The organism is Pseudoalteromonas sp. MMG033, from assembly GCF_057197785.1.
In genome coordinates this window covers 4,811,632-4,827,878 of record NZ_CM170070.1, presented here as the reverse complement: position 1 = coordinate 4,827,878, position 16,247 = coordinate 4,811,632, and the positions used below count along the sequence as shown (strand labels likewise).

At 38.6% G+C, this 16,247-nt stretch carries 11 protein-coding genes; 6 read left to right on the top strand and 5 right to left on the bottom strand.

Annotated features, from left to right (window positions below):
* Positions 1–157 precede the first annotated feature (157 nt).
* A complete protein-coding gene (locus tag AC2CZC_RS20890) occupies positions 158–337 on the bottom strand; it encodes a hypothetical protein (RefSeq protein ID WP_484583271.1) in 180 nt (59 codons plus the stop codon).
* A 411-nt stretch (positions 338–748) separates the two neighbouring features.
* Between AC2CZC_RS20890 and AC2CZC_RS20885 the strand changes: the two genes are divergently transcribed.
* Positions 749–3,199 carry a hybrid sensor histidine kinase/response regulator transcription factor gene (locus AC2CZC_RS20885; protein ID WP_484583270.1) on the top strand — a complete coding sequence of 817 codons (2,451 nt, stop codon included), beginning with the start codon at positions 749–751 and terminating at the stop codon, positions 3,197–3,199.
* Between the two features lie 677 nt (positions 3,200–3,876).
* Positions 3,877–5,418, top strand: coding sequence for a mannan-binding protein (locus AC2CZC_RS20880; RefSeq protein WP_484583269.1), 1,542 nt, complete (start codon positions 3,877–3,879; stop codon positions 5,416–5,418).
* Positions 5,419–5,525: 107 nt separating this feature from the next.
* Here AC2CZC_RS20880 and AC2CZC_RS20875 read toward each other — a convergent pair whose 3' ends face one another.
* The 3 genes from AC2CZC_RS20875 to AC2CZC_RS20865 form a co-directional block, all read right to left on the bottom strand.
* Complete coding sequence (locus AC2CZC_RS20875) at positions 5,526–6,977, bottom strand: glycosyl hydrolase family 18 protein (protein ID WP_484583268.1); 1,452 nt, start codon at positions 6,975–6,977, stop codon at positions 5,526–5,528.
* A gap of 787 nt (positions 6,978–7,764) precedes the next feature.
* Positions 7,765–8,385, bottom strand: a complete 621-nt coding sequence (locus AC2CZC_RS20870) for a hypothetical protein (protein WP_063362976.1) — start codon at positions 8,383–8,385, stop codon at positions 7,765–7,767.
* A 479-nt stretch (positions 8,386–8,864) separates the two neighbouring features.
* Positions 8,865–9,647: a hypothetical protein gene (locus AC2CZC_RS20865; RefSeq protein ID WP_484583267.1), complete on the bottom strand. Its 783-nt coding sequence runs from the start codon at positions 9,645–9,647 to the stop codon at positions 8,865–8,867.
* 932 nt (positions 9,648–10,579) lie between these two features.
* Here AC2CZC_RS20865 and AC2CZC_RS20860 point away from each other — a divergent pair.
* Positions 10,580–10,957, top strand: a complete 378-nt coding sequence (locus AC2CZC_RS20860; protein WP_484583266.1) for a hypothetical protein — start codon at positions 10,580–10,582, stop codon at positions 10,955–10,957.
* A 219-nt stretch (positions 10,958–11,176) separates the two neighbouring features.
* Here the strand turns inward: AC2CZC_RS20860 and AC2CZC_RS20855 are convergent, their stop codons facing one another.
* Complete coding sequence (locus AC2CZC_RS20855; protein WP_484583265.1) at positions 11,177–11,620, bottom strand: GNAT family N-acetyltransferase; 444 nt, start codon at positions 11,618–11,620, stop codon at positions 11,177–11,179.
* Between the two features lie 428 nt (positions 11,621–12,048).
* Between AC2CZC_RS20855 and AC2CZC_RS20850 the strand changes: the two genes are divergently transcribed.
* The 3 genes from AC2CZC_RS20850 (at position 12,049) to AC2CZC_RS20840 (ending at position 16,097) form a co-directional block, all read left to right on the top strand.
* Positions 12,049–12,870, top strand: a complete 822-nt coding sequence (locus AC2CZC_RS20850; protein ID WP_484583264.1) for an alpha/beta hydrolase — start codon at positions 12,049–12,051, stop codon at positions 12,868–12,870.
* Positions 12,871–13,119: 249 nt separating this feature from the next.
* The gene (locus AC2CZC_RS20845) at positions 13,120–13,938 is read left to right on the top strand and encodes an alpha/beta fold hydrolase (protein ID WP_484583263.1); all 819 of its coding nucleotides are present in this window, start codon (positions 13,120–13,122) and stop codon (positions 13,936–13,938) included.
* Between the two features lie 590 nt (positions 13,939–14,528).
* Positions 14,529–16,097: a methyl-accepting chemotaxis protein gene (locus tag AC2CZC_RS20840; protein WP_484583262.1), complete on the top strand. Its 1,569-nt coding sequence runs from the start codon at positions 14,529–14,531 to the stop codon at positions 16,095–16,097.
* Positions 16,098–16,247 lie beyond the last annotated feature (150 nt).

The window sequence follows — 16,247 nt, the reverse complement described above, 5'->3', positions numbered from 1 at the left end:
CTAAAAATATAGATGAGGTTTTTATATAAAGAAGAAATTTAGAATAAATCGAAATAGATTCACGTTAGCATTCCCTGCCAATAAAACCTCATCAGGTTTAAAAGTTGGGCCTAGGCCCAACTTTTCATACTCTTTTTGGCGTATGAGAACTTATATCTTACCAGCAAGTGTATGAACAAACATTTAGGTCATGCGAATCGCAGTAACAGCTTAAATAGCTTAGGTGTGAGTTTGCAGCATCTCCAGCACCGCCACCTATATTTGGTGTCTGTGCATTTTGAAGGCGAGCATTGTTAGACAGAGATTTAATGGCTTTTTTCTTCATTTTAAGTTTCATAATAGTACCTTATATATTGGGTGTTTTAATTTTAGCTACGTTAATAAAGGTTTTTTGGTACCTTTAATTTGTAGGTGAAGTTAGCCAACTTTTTTATAAAAAGTGGCTTGTAACTTTTAGAAAACAAGGGTGAAATATAATTTTTCAATATTTTAAAATTCTACACACTGTCTGAAAAATTAACTCTTACAGAACGAGGCTGAACTTATTCCCCCTTGTTTGCATGGAATAAAGCTATCGAAGAAAAAGAAATTTAGTTATAAATTTTGAGACTGTGACTAGCAGATTCGAGACATTGATATTTCTTTACTTTAAAATCATCAACTTAGAGGGGTTGGATTTTTTGATTTATTTGATAGTTTAAGTTGTTGGGGGGCTACCCCAATATAATTAAATAACAAGAAGAATAATATGAAGAAAATAATCCATAGGTGGCTGTTATGCCTATCTGCCTTGCCCGCTGTTTCGGCGGCTTCTTTGATTAGTCATCAGGATTGGAAAAAAGAAAATCAGTCACTTACACGTTCAGTATTGCAAGATAGCGGCGATAAACTTTGGTATGGCACAGACCAAGGCGTGACTGTGCAAGGTACTCGACTGAATGAGCCGCGTTTTATATCACCTGATATCCTTGATTTACTCGATATATTAAAAACGCAAGGGTATATTGATAAAGGGGCAGAGACCATTGAGGTTGATGACCAGAAACATATTTATCTTACTGCACATAATGGCGTTCCTTATTTCAACCCGAGCAGACTAAAAACACATATTGAGTCTGGTGTTCAATCTCTACCAGTTTTAACTGAGCATAAAATTACGAATGCAGATCGTGACGTTCAAGAAAAGCTCCCTTTTAAAGAATCTAACGACTTAGAGCTCACGCATCAAGATGGTTTGTTTTCGATCCGATTAAGTAAACTGAATCATTATAAAACTGACACTCAGCGAGTTGAAGATAAACAAGAAAGCTCTGATGAACAAGTGCTGCCATCTCCTTTTAAAAACTGGCCAGAGTATGGCATTCATGCATTCAAGGTCACGCCAACAAATTCAGTGGAGGAGCACTCGTTAGATATAAAAGTGTTATCACCTCCTTGGAGAACTTGGCCAGCATATGCCATTTATTTTGGTATTGGCCTGAGCTTAATTTGGATAATTGTATTTTTAAAGCAAAGAGCGCTTAAGCTAAAAGCAAACGAGTTATCTCAAGCTGTAGATTTAAAAACGGTGCAGCTCAAAGAAGCCAATGAACAATTAGCACAAAAGCACCATGTGATAGCGTCTTTGCTCAAAGAAAAAAACAATATGTTTACGCAGATTTCTCATGAGCTGAGGACGCCATTAACTTTAATATTAAGTCCCATAGAGCAGTTGATGGGGCAAGTGCAAAAAGCTCAACACACAGCAATACTGTCCATTGCAAAGCAAAACGTTTTGATTTTACAAAATCTCGTAGATCAATTATTACAGCTGGTTAAATTAGAGTCTAAGCCACAACATACACTTCATGTATACGACGTCGATAAAAGCTTAGATGCGATTATTGACTCTTATACGTCGGCACTTAGTGATCGTGCTATGACAATATCCCGGTCGAGTATAAGTGGTGTCTACTTGCGCTTGGTGTCTGACAGTTTAGAAATTTGTGTGAGCAATTTGCTCTCCAATGCAGTTAAGTTTTCACCAAAGGGGAGTGAGGTGCGAGTGAGCTTTGAAAAAAACGACGCATTATTTGTGCTCACTGTTTCAGATGAAGGCGTTGGTATCGATGAGCATGATCAGGCAGTCATTTTCGAAAAATTTCACCGTTTACCATCGCTTGACAATAAAGAGTTCATTAGTGGCTCTGGCATAGGTTTATCAATAGTACAAGAGCTCATGCTTGCAAACCAAGGGCAAGTGAAAGTACGTAGCACCAAGGGTAAAGGCAGTCAGTTTTCATTGGAATTTCCTGTCGAATGTGAAGTATCCAGAGACTGTTTCATTGAAGAGGAAACTCAAAGAACCACAACACACCTAAATATGTCTTCACTAATGCATGACATGCCTAATGAAACGTATTCAGCGCCATATGAGTATCAGGAAGGCAAATCTAACGTATTAATTATTGAAGACAATTCAGAATTAAGCGGGTTTTTACAGCAGCTATTGGCGCCATCATATAATTGCTTAACCGCAAGTGATGGACTGGAAGGCGTTGAAAAAGCGACAGATTCAATCCCAGATCTGATCATTACCGACATCATGATGCCTAAGTTAAACGGTTATGAAGTTACCCATGCTTTGAGGGGGAACCAACTGACCTGCCATATTCCGATCATTATGTTGACAGCAAAAAGTGACAGCGAAAGCAGGTTGGAAGGCTGGAAACATCATGCAGATGACTATATTGGTAAGCCATTTGATAATCATGAACTGATTGTGCGGATTGAGAACTTAATTTCTATCCGAAAAATGCTGCGCCAAAGTTTAGGTAGGAGTTTGGGAACCACTAAACCCGTATTGGATGCTGAAAATGATCTGATGAAGCTTGATAATGAATTTATCTTAAAGTTTGAGAAAGTAATTGAGCAGCATTATCAAGATGAAGCATTTAGCCGGACTATGGCAGCTTCTGAGATGCATGTTAGTGAGCGACAGTTAAACAGAAAACTGGCACATCTTCTGGACCATAACTTCTCAGAATATTTAAGAAAATATCGACTAAGACAATCATTGAACCTCATACATTCTGGGTTACAGGTAGCACAGATTGCTGAAGATGTTGGATTTTCATCTCCCAGTTATTTTAGTCACTGTTTTAAAGCTGAATACGGAAAAACCATATCGCAGCTTAGAAAAGACACGGAAAAAGTGTGAGCTATCCATGGGCTAATAATTTAACTAACTGATAGGTAATGCTTATAGCCGCTTTATTAATAACTTATTTGTAAGCGGCTTTATTAATAACTTATTTGTAAGCGGCTTTAAAATAAATGATAACTATCAAGGTCATCCATTACTGACGGACAATTTGAAATTGCGGTTAATGGCTGCTTGCCAGAGAGGTTGAAATTTACATCGATAAAAATCATGTGATTGTTCACTGCGTTTCTTTATTGGGTAAGTCAGAACGAATTCAGCTCCCCACTTCAGAGACGATTTTTTGGAAAGTATGGGCAGGCTATTTGTGAACGATGCTCATGACAACTGTCATGTCATAAATACGATATCTAATGATGATAAAGATGCGCTCTATGCTGAATTGAAGGAAAAAATAGCGCGTCATGGTACTGCCATTTCTATAGGTTCAAGATGATATGCGTTGCAAGCGCATCGTCGTAGAGTAGCTACTTTACTAATATACCTCAGGTAGGTTCACTTTTTGCATTATTGTGCTTTTTCACCAATCAAATCAAAATCGTAATTTAATGTAATTGCGTGTAATACCTTTTTCACACCATCGGTGCAAACCTTATAAGTGCTACAAACCGTCAGATACACATCATTATGGAATGTTCATAGTTGGCCAAGCCACTATAAATTGGGATATTGAAATGAAAACACCGTCTAAAAAATTCATATTCACTAGCGTTATCGCGCTATCAATTGTGCAGCTTACAGCTTGTTATAATTCGGCAAACACGAGAGCAGACGCGACTGCTTCAGCTAATGCTTATGTTCAGGGGGGGCCTGCAAATACTTATGACTGCCAAGTAGATCCGACTTGGATCACGAGCCCCTCGTTTCCACAGGAAGTTAAAAAGAGTGGACCTGATGGTTCATCAAACTTTTGTGACTTTTATCAGTTTTCGACGCAAGCCTATTTGTACTTGATGTCGCCATCTTCTGAAAATCCAGCGCTGAGAAATTTTCAGGTTGATGCCAACTATCCGTTGCTTGAATTTAACGATGACAGCCTCAACACGCCAGCCAACTCTTGTGACAATATAAAAAGCCCGAAAAGCTTAAGAACGTCGTTACAAAAGTCATCGATTTCTACTGGCCAAGCGGGAGGCGGTGCTTCGATTTACGCACAAGATGGCAATGTTGTGTATTACGACGTGAGATTTAATAAATCACTGTGTGACTTGTCTGCCAGTGCTGTGGAGCTGGGCAAAAAGGGGATTATCAATTTTCCATCCGGTACTACAGAACTCAAGTTTGCTTGGAAAGTATTGAGTGAACGTGAAAAAAGCTCGAATAGCTTTGTTACCCAACAACAAATGATTGACGGTCAGTCACAAACATTGGGTTTGCTTGGGATGCATATTGCTGTCGCAACAGAGGACCATCCTGAATTCGTGTGGGCAACTTATGAGTACAAAGCGAATTCTCCGACATGTGATGCGCAAGGTGAGCAGGCTATGCCATGGCTATTCGCCGAAAAGACTTGTACAGCTGGTTTACCAGACAGTTTAAACAGGGATCCTGATACGTGTAAATTCAATCAACCAGAGTTAAAGAATGGGCCTGCAACAGGAGCACCTACGAATATTTGTGTGGTTTATCCATATGGAACGGCTTCAGGTGACCACAAAGCGGGAGAGAATTTAGCTAATATCGTGTCACAGAATGCGCATTTGTATGAGGCACTTTCAACGACAAACGCTTCTCCTGATATGCAGAGGTTAAACAATTACTTCAATGTGGGTGCTATCTGGGTGAGTGATACGGCGAAAAGTTCTGGTGGCATAGGTGTCCCGAATGAACGCGGGTCTTTACGATTGGCAAATAGTGTCGCTGAAACTGATTTTCAACATGTTAATTTGAACAATGAGTTTTCCAGTAACTGCTTTGGCTGTCATGAGTATTCAGGGACAGGGCAAAAGATGAGTAACAACATTACCAGCCAAAAGCTGAGCCATAGCTTTATCGACATTGTAACAGGTCAAGGAAAAGCGGCCGATGTGAATGCAATTAGCCAAATTACGTCAAATGATTTTGCGGCACTCATTTGTGGTGGCGACCCATTGCAAAAAGACAAAGCAAAACGTAAAGGCACATGTAAAAATGCCAGAAGCTACCTCAAGTGGAATGGGAACTGGACGAATATCAATACATCGGCTGGCTCTGTGTGTGGTTGTGAAGTGGAGTAAAGCGCGGGTTTATTAGTCTAATTTGTAAAGCGAGTAGAGGTGCGGTAAACATTCTCGTACTCGCTTTTTTTATACAAATATAAGCAGTTAAAGTTTTCTATTGGAGGTTATTGGCACGCACTGATAAATTGCCACACCTGCCAGCGGCCTGAATATTGTGCAGGGTGTTGATTACTTGAATACCACTTGGCCTCGTACAAACGATTGTCTATCTGTACTTGATCGCCTCTAAGATAGACATCTTCGGCGCGCCAATTTGCAACCCCTTTGCACACACCATCTCCTGGATTGGAGTTTCCTACCCATTTATTTCCGATACCGTAATTCATCGCGCTGAGAATATCGCCATTGTCTTGGGCGTACTCCCAAGCAAATATACCTCCTAAATTACTGGTTAATGCGTATTGGGCTTTTTTAATTACACTGGCAGGGTGGTCAAAGCCGACGAAGGCGGCATCGCTTTCTCTCCAAGCATAGTGACAATCACAGTCTGCATCGTAGCGGATATTAAAGCCATTGATCCCTTGACCATTTTGGCCGATGACTTCATTGACTATGCGGGTGTAAGTGCCTACACCTTCTTCATCCCATGGCTGAACCGCTTTAGGAAATAGCCCTGTTGCTTGCCCGCCGATATGCGTACCTGACGCACTTAAACTGACACCGTCAAACCCTCGTGCATATTTGGCCACGCCGACAACCAGTTTGTTGGCAGGGACACTTTTATTGAGCAGGTTTTGTACCCCTTGCATGACCCCATGAGCGGCGATGTTTGCACTGTGTGCATCTAAAGAGGTATGGTGGCCAATGTTACTTTTAGACCAGCCGCCAAAAAAGTCGTATGTCATCAAAAAGATGTAGTCAAGATAAGGTGCTGCACGTTCGTAATCTATGTTCCGGACATTATTTGCATGAGTACCTATAGCACTGGTGATCGAGTACTTTCTGCCAAGTTCTACTTCTAAGGCATCGAAGGCAGCTCTTAAGTCTTGCATTAAATCGGCATAGTGACCGCCTTCTGCTGGTGTATTTGGCCATTCCCAATCTATATCAATGCCATCAAAAGCACGATGTGCACGCAGATAATCGACGACAGACTGAACAAATATTTGTCTCGCTTGTGGATCTTTCGCCATAGGGGGGAAAGTATCCGAGCCGCCCCAGCCCCCGACCGAAGGTAGGATTTTGAGGTGAGGGTATTTTTGCTTTAACTGCAAAAACTTGGCTGCAAATTGCTTATCAACAGTAGTCTCGTCCTCTGCGAGGACATAGTCGGGTTTATTGGCACATACTGTGGCGTCATTTGGGAGCTGTCCTGGCCCACAAGCCCTTAAAAACGCATATAAAATATGGGTTAAATTATCTCCTGGCACGTTATCAATGGAGCTTGGATCTGACCAGTTAGCTATGTAGGTGCCAACCACCTTGTTGCTTGTTTGCTTAAACGGCTGGTGGGTGCCAGTAAATTCTTGATATTGATCTTGTGCATAAGAAAACTGAGTTACAGACATTAATATCAGGCCAAGTAGCCCCGCGCTATTAAATTTATATACTTTCATAAGTATCCCTTTACATGTTTGTCGAGCAAAAGCGTTGTTAAAGCGCTTATGCTGAATTGTTGCGTATTCAAAATGCTGACATTAAAGCTTTTGAATATCAGCTTTTTGAGGATATTTTATACTTTAACATTTGCCAAGTTGGACTATGGTCGAATAAATTATTCATGAAAGGGACGGTGGTATTCCAGTGGTTGGGCATCGAGCATGCATGATTTTTTCGATGTTAGGTCTAAGCTTAAGTAACATTTTCATCAGTTTTACTGAGATGTACTCTTTATAGGTTAACTATGTGATGTTTTCGCCAATAAAATTAATTCCATATGAGTATTTTAGAGTTAAATGCGAATACAACTTTAGAGACTTGAGCGATAGAATTGATAGTAAATTAGGTCTGGCTACGTTTTTTAAAGGCCTCGGCGAGCGCCTAATGTGTGGTAAGCGTTATGTTTTAAAAAGTACTAGGTTCAGTTATAAATCTAAAAGCCTATAACCCCAGTGTGGAAGGAAATATTGATTGGCTTTTGGGTAAGGTTATAGTTTTATATGCTTTAAATTAGACTGAAAGCAATTGCTATTAAACAGAGTCAAGTTGCTAAAGCTCACAATTGAGCCTTAGCTGTAATTAAGGAAACATGATAGATAAAACTAGGCTCTTAAAGCATAATAGCGACCTAATGTCGCAGCACATTTACATTCAATTACGATAAACTGTTTGGCTAAATATTCTTAGTTTCTAGTCATTATGTCTGCTTTGCTTGGTAAAATTACTATGGGTAAATGCGTTATATTATTCTTGGTGTTCAATTTTAAAGCTATACCCTTCTTCGGCATTACCGTTAAGTGAAACTGTTGCTCTACTCACACCTTCTAAATCTTGCTCAAAAAAGCTGTCAGTATTTAACACTGCAGAACTAAGTAATTGGCTTTCTTCGATTTCAGAAGCAACACCCCAATAGAGCTTAGGCTTAAGAACAAAGGTTGCTTTTTGGCCAAAGCCTACGATTTTCTTTTCCATCATCAGCTTGCCATCTTTATATAGTTGAGCACTGATACCGTTAGGTACATTGACATCGTTGTTTACGTCAATGGATTTAGTATCTGATGCACTGCCATTGGCTGCAAGCACGACACCTGTATCGTCCTTGCTTACTGTATATCGCTTACCAATAATAGACTCTAGCTTTTGCGTTTTGTTTTGACCACTTTGCCAAGTTGCACCTACGCTGGTGTCTACTGGGAATACAAATGTGCTAGATGACGCACGGCCAATATCAGGTATAACACGCCAAGCAACACCTTCTTTCAAAGCATCAAAAGTAGGAGTTTCATTTTTAGTGAAAACAAAAATTTTAGGTAGATCTTTGTTCATAGATTTATTGATATAAGTGATTTCAATATTTGAAGACATAATATTTCCTTGTTGTGTTGGGAGTGTTTAAATATTAGATTTTCGATTAGCCTGACTATTATTTTTATCGTCGGCTTTAACTCTGGTGAATTAAGTACGTTATTGAATTCTTGCCTTCGAGGAATATATTGAATACGGCAATTACGATATTACTTGAACAGACATTGCTGTAGTCTGGTGTTCTACAAGAAACGATAGGGAGTGAAATTAAGCTTTTTGATAGATTATCTTGTGATGCCAATGATGAGCTAAGTACGAGGTCAGTACACATATTTATTCCGTTTGATTATCTATGGTGTTTTGATAGCTTAAAAGAACGACAAAAGTAATTACATTACATAGACATTACGCGGGACTGAGTGCTTTAAGAATAACTTATAAATATTTATGGCTTTTTGGGTTGTCATGTTGGCTTAACGATAATTTAGACAACATGACATTCAATGGATGAAGGCTGGCAATATGCCTAAAAAGGCTTTTTAATATAAATGTTTAAGCTCTGTTGGTACTTTAGAGGTTATATTGGCGATACGCTCTGCTTTTGCATCTATACCAACAAAGGTAGTTGTATCATTCCCTGGTACGCAAAGTGTTGTTGTAATGGGGCCTGTTGTTTGATTTGCTTGCGTAAAGTTAACGCGAGCAATGCTAGATGAGGTTGTATTGAGTACCGCTAAATTCATACAGCCCGCCATCATAGGGAACTTAACACCGGTTTGATAGGTACTCGCTGGCACGCGCGCAATTTCAAACCCAGCATTATTCGCATTTTTGGTTGTTTGCATGCTTGCTCTGCCGTAATTGCTTACTTGCAAAGATGAACGACCATATACATTGAGTGTTGAAGATGGCTTCTCATTATTTATGTAGTAAAAGTGTACGTTACTCGATGGAATTAAAACGGTTGAACTTGTCTCTTGTGGATTAACATACATCCAGCTAGAGATCTGTTGAATAGATCCGTTAATTGACGCTCTGCCCCAGTGAATGTTTGAGAGCGTCACTGCGCCGTTCATGTTTTCGATTGTACAGGAGTCCTGATGATATAAGATAATGCATCGACCGCCGTTAGTTTGGTATTGATAGTCGAGTAGTATGTCGAATGTGAATCCATTTTGCCCCATGATTGGCATAGGCACTGAGTGGGTTACACCATCAGTTGTAGCGGCCAATTTGAATGTAATATCTTGTTTTGCATATGCGCTTAGGCTAAAAACTAAGCTGGCTAGCGTTAAACTCGTTAGCGTTTTTCTGATTTTCATTTTTTGTCCTTAAAGTGATTGAAACTTTAATCGTTAAGTTATGGAATGTTTTATAAATCGCGTAACGTTTCTTTATCTGGGAAGTGGGATGTTATGTTTCTCAGTTGTTTTTTTCAAGTTAAACTATTGTGTAATTCTCTGTGTGCTTAGTGCGTTTCAAATGCTATCCGTGAATGTACGATGAGCACAGTCTAAATGGTGTTCAGTAATCGAGCCTAAGTTATATCGGCATAAGTTGGTATGATCATTTCTCTATTCGCATTCATGCGTTTTTGGTTCTTGAATTATGAATGGCTACACAGCGACAAGAAATCTTCTTCTGTTATGATGTTTAAATACGGCACTTTATTTGTGTAAGTACATTAATTTTAATTAAAATCTCTGACAAATTTAACTGTTTTAAATTCGTACAAAATTTGTGAGGAACAAGTTAAACTTGCCATTTAAGATAGCTCAATAATTAAACTTCTTCTTCAGTCTTTATTTTATTTGTAACATTATGTTTTTCATTGTAGGTTTAATTTTATTTAGGAACAAAGAAGTAATAATTAAGTAACGTGAAGTGACTTTTAATCATTGGGATTTTGTAAAAAATGCTATAAAAGTTAAATAATTAGTTTTATGTCTAGTTTATAACTATATTTTTCAGTGTGTTATGTTTTTGATTGGAAATAAATATGTAATAAATTAATGTCAGATAGTGGGAACTATAGGTTTTATAAATTTTTAAATTATTTTTTTTAAGAAGGTGGTTGAGACGCTAATTTACATTTTTATCAATATAAAACAGTGCTTTAATTTGATTTTTTGACTTTTATTTATGTCGGCTTGATTTTTTAGGTGTTTATTGCAGTGTTGACTGAACGCCTGTTCATTTACTACCTTGTAAATACGCATTTGCGTTAAACAAAATAATAAATAGGTATATAAAAATGAAAACAACTCTAAAAGCTTTAACACTTCTTGCTGGTACTTTCTTTGCTGGTTCTGCTTTGTCTGCTGAGCTTGTGTGTGATGTATATCCAAAAGGTAATACTACTAATCATTCATGGGGAAATGGCACGTCACACTGTGATGGTTTTGATTTTTCTTTCGGTAATTCAACATCAGGACGTTTTTACTTAAAAAATGTAACTAAGCCTATCAAAGAAGTTCAGTGGAGTGGCTCTGCTCGCTGTAGTGGTGGCACTAGCTGTGGTGTGACAATTCGTGCATACGCTGGCGCTTCGGCATCTGCATTAATTCTATATAAAGATGGTACTTGGGAGAGAACAAATACCGCTTATGCATCTTATGAAACTGGCTTTTAATTTGAGTGCAGTTAGTCTAGCCAATAAGGTTTTATTGACTAAACCATAATGGTATGTGAGTATTATGCTTAGGGGCAGCTAATTATATGCATGCCCCTTAAATTTAATGGATTAGATTTAATTACAGATTATCTGTTAGATGATTTTCGGTGTTATTAAATACTATCCCTGTTTTTAAAATAGTTTATAATATTACCAATTTCACTGTAAGGTCTAAAATTAGTAGGCATTTTTCTCTTCCTCAGGTGATACAAATTCTATTATTTGCTCGTCTGATCTAGGAAAAATATATGCAGATCTTTGTTTCTGCCAGCCTTGTTTTTCGTAGAAGCCACTTTTTCCCGGTGCCGCAGTGAGCATGGTTGTAATATATGAGCTTAAGCATTTTTCTAGCTTACTTAGTATCGTTGTACCTAAGCCACTCCCTTGGTAGCTAGGGTGAACCGCGAGATCGACTACCCAGGCGTAAAAACTTCCGTCATCGACAGTGCGCCCCACGCCAACTAACTCACCCTTGTAATAAGCGAAGTACTTAAATGTGCTGTGATTAAATGCACTTTCTAGTTGAATGGGGCTACGGGCTGGCCAGCCAACAGCCTCAAACAGTGCACATACTTGTTGCCAATCAACATATTGAGTTGTAGTTGTAAATTGAATGTCCATATTTTTAATTCCCTAGTGCTTGTTGACTTTAAAGTGTATCAAGTCGCTTTCTTTTGATGATTAATAAGAGCATCTAAACATATTGGCATATTTACCTTTAGATTGTATGTTTAAGTGTGTTTTTAACCGTATTCATGAAGGAATGATAGCTTCTATAGTTACAAGGAAAGCAAAAAATAACAAGTTAATCGTTGTGCTTCGTTATGTGATTTTAAGTCATGTATAGACGTATCTATGTTTATTAGACATATGGTTTATGCATACTGAGAAATCAATTTAAAAGCGTTATTTTATATTTATTTGTAGTTAAGAAAATTCATGAAAGTCCAAAAAACTATGAACTGTCATCTAGCTATGTATGTTTTTTGAAATATTGTAAGTATTATATTACGTTCTAATCATCATATATTTTAAACAAGGCATGATCTTTGGCATATTCTAACCCCCGCTACTTAGCAACATGTTTGCTATCTATCACTTTACTTTTGTTAGCTGCTTGTGGAGGGAGCTCAAATTCACAAGAAAAGGTTGCTCAAGAGACGGTAAGTCAGTTCACTTCAGGGCAAAGGTTACAATTAGAGCCTATAGACTCTCACTATACAGGTGTGTCTTATCCCTTAAAACTCTATTTACCACACAATCATTCACCTAATAGAAAGTTTCCGGTAATTTATATTCTTGATGCCGAGTGGCGTTTTGAGGCAGTGGCGGATAGTGTAGATAAAAATCAATTAGAAGTGATCCTTGTAGGCATTGAAAATTATGTAGATGCTGATTATCAGCACAGAGAAATGTACTCGCAGTGGCCACTTGCCAAAGACTATTTTGACTTTTTAACAATCGAGTTATTACCCTCCATTGAGAAGGACTACTCAATTGACGAAACGAATCGCACTGTGATGGGACATTCTCTAACGGGATTATTTGTAGGAATTGCGCTGTTGATAGACAGCCCTCAGCAACCTTATTTTCATCGTCATGTATCTTTTGATGGTAGCTTTTGGGCGCATAGGGATGTAACACCGCAATTAGTTAACGATAGGCTTTTATTGGATCAAACTCTCAGCAGTAGGGTAATTTTGGTTGCGGCGACAGCATATCCTAATAATGCCAGATATGTGAGCTGGTTTGAGCAGTTATTAGCTGCTGCTGGATTCTCTCAGTTAGAGCTTGATAGATATGAATATGATAAAGCACATATACCCGTTGTAGCATATTCAATGGATGATGTAATAAACGCGCTATATTAAGGGTTAATAATCAGGTAATTCAGCTTGATATCTACATAAAAGGTGGTAGTAATATAGCTGCTTATTGATTTCACAGTTATTAAATGCTCAACAATTTAGTGTCATACACGGTGTTAACGCTGGATTCAGTCGTAAACTGAAAAAAGCCATTGTTATTGGGTTTATGGATTGTATTTATGTGAGATAGTTTTTGTTTATAATTACGCTGATTTAGAGCAAGTTGACACTGATTTAAGGTAGTGCTTTTTAATGTTTTTTAAATTTCCAGCTGTTTTATTCTTTATTCATTTTTGTTTTAGTAGTGTTTGCCATGCTGATATAAAGCCCAGAACACAGGAAGTTGAAGGCGGCTACCTAGAATATATTGATTTTGGCAGTGGCGAATTCACCATTGTAGTTGAATCAGGAATTGGTATGGGGACGCAATATTGGTTACCTGTATTGCCGGAGCTGAAAAAGCTGAATCAACGCGTAATTATATACTCACGTGCGGGTATTGGTGAGTCGACAACCAGATCGAACGTATCATTACGCAATTCCAATAAGCGTTTAAAGGCTTTACTGGGTACACTTAATATACAAGATAATATTATTTTGTTAGGTCACTCTTATGGCGGGTTACATGCAAGGCAATATGCGACTGCATATTCTGAGCAGGTCAAAGGTCTGGTATTGCTTGACCCAAGTCATGAAGCGTTTTTATCAGAATTAAATCGACTTAATTTCGATTGGTCACAAAGGGATAATCAAAACTTAAATAAAATGATGCGCCAAAGTGCCGAATGGCAGGTATTACAGCATCAATATACTAACAGCACCATGTTGGACAAAGGCAAGATATCAATGATCCCTACAGTCATTGTTTCATCTAGTATGAAAGGGGAAAGCGATTGGTGGATAGGGCACAGCACCGCAGGGAAAGCTGTGTGGCGGACTTTGCACGCATCTCTTATTGTTGAGAATCCAAATTCGATGCATCTTGTGTCGAGTTCGGTCAGTCATAATATACCACTGGATGATCCCAAGCTTGTTGTATCTGCCATTAGAATTTTAGTAGAAATGTTGTAGTGGTTTTTTGATATTCCTCCAGTGAGCTTCTATACCGTTTGCCTCGTTTGCTATCAATATTAGGTTGGCAGTCTGAAGAGATTTTCGTTCACAATAATTATTGATTAATACTGAATAAACATCAGTGTGAGAATTCCTCTTACACGAGCGATAAAGAATGCTCCACTTCCACTTGAATTTGGCTCCCATGAGGAAAAATAGCGCAAAGTTATAACGTTTAAACACGAGTTTTATATTTCTTATTTACATAATAAATCATTAGTTTTATCGTGGTAATTTTATCTTTACCTTTAATGAAAACCTAAAAACCAATACTTAAATATTGGTTTTTGGCCTTACTGGTGGCTGTTCTTGAAATAGGGCCTCAATTTCTTTTCCATACAAATCAGATGAGTACGATTTTTCATCAAAATCATTTTGGAACGATGCTGAAAATTACTTTTCTTGTATTGCGTTTTGTGTATGATTCGAACAAATATTCTACACAGAGCACAGGTAGATCTTCGTTAGATTTGAGGGCAGTACTTTTGAACATCAACCGACTACTAAGCAACATAAAGGTTGCGAATAAATTACGACTGGGCACCTTAGTGGCCATTACAATTATCATAGGTATTCAGTTTTCAGCGGCTAACAAGCTAAGAGAAAACATGATCTCTGAGCGTAAAGATCAAGCGATAAATCTTGTTGAAACACTTAGTTCACAGGTGAGTGCAATCGCAAGTCTTCCAAACGTGAGTGAACAAGAGCGCCAAGCTCAAGCTAAACAGCTGGTTAATAGCGCTCGCTATGCTGATTCTGGTTATTATTTTTTATTCGATACAAATGGGGACATGGTAGCCCACGCGATCAAGCCACAGCTAAATGGCTTGTCTATGACGAACCATAAAGAGGCGTTTATCTCTTTTGCATTTCGCGCATTCGTGGACAAGGTAGAAAAGCAGGGGGCGGGCTTTGTTGAATACGCTTGGCCTAAGCCTAATTCTCGAGAAGTCACCAGTAAAGTGTCTTATATCAAGCGCCAGTCTGACTGGGGTTGGGTTATCGGTACTGGTATTTACTTAACCGATATTGAAGACGCGTATAAAGATGAACTGATATTCATCGCTTTTGAACTGCTACTTTATATTATCTTGCTAATGATTGTTTCAGGGGTAGTCGCGAAAAATATTTCTAAGCCCTTAAACAAGCTGACACGCACCATGTCATTGGTTGCAAGCCAAAAAGACTTAACCATTGAGCTGAAACATCGCGGTGAGGATGAGTTGTCTGAAATGGCAGTTGCGTTCAACGCAAGCAATGCGCAGTTTAGGCAAGTAATCGACAACATCAATGTGAATACACTGTCTTTGGCTTCACATGCTGAAGAATTATCAGCAGTCACTCAACAAATTCAATTGGGTCTTGCTCAACAAAATAGAGAGACAGAATCAGTTCAAGACAAGGTGCTTGATTTGAAAGAGTCTGCAAACAGCGTGTTCGATCAGAGTCAAAATGCTTTGGTGTTAATTGATAATGCAAGCGGGCTCACTGAGCAAGGTAAACAGCACATCGCTGATAATGCCCATCAGATTGAGCAGGTCGCTCAGCGAGTTGAATCGACCTCTATGTCAGTAAAAAAGCTTGAGGAGAGTTCAGCACAAATAGGTGAAGTGTTGGATGTAATACAAAAAGTTGCTGAGCAAACTAATTTGTTAGCATTAAATGCGGCGATAGAGGCAGCACGTGCGGGAGAGCAGGGCAGAGGGTTTGCTGTTGTCGCTGATGAAGTCAGAACTTTAGCCATTCGTACTCATGAATCAACAGAGGATATTCAATCCATTATTGAGCAGCTACATGCTGGCGTGTCAGAAACGGTAGGCGAAATGGAAAAATGCAAGGAATCAACTGAAAAGGGTTTGATAACAAGCAAGCAATGTGATCAAACTTTAGTGGAAATAGACAGTGCAGTGAAGCAAATTCAAAGCTTTGGTCAGGGCGTTGCAAACTCTGCGAAAGTACAGTCTGATGCAATGAATAGCATTGTTGACAATATCAATGGCATTGTGGCGGTTTCTCAACAAACTGAAGCAGGCGCAAAACATACGAACTCATCTAGCCGTCAATTGAGTGAGATGTCTCAGCAATTAAGTGAGATGGTTGGAGAGTTTGAAGTTTAAGCTTTTTTGAAGTCAGAGGTAGAAGTAACAAAACGGGTTACTTCTACTTTAGTTCATATGAATAAGTCTTAACTTGATATGTAAGATCTGATCTTTAGAGATTGAATCTAATTTGCCAGTGAGTAGCTGCTTTGTGCCTGAAGCGGCTCT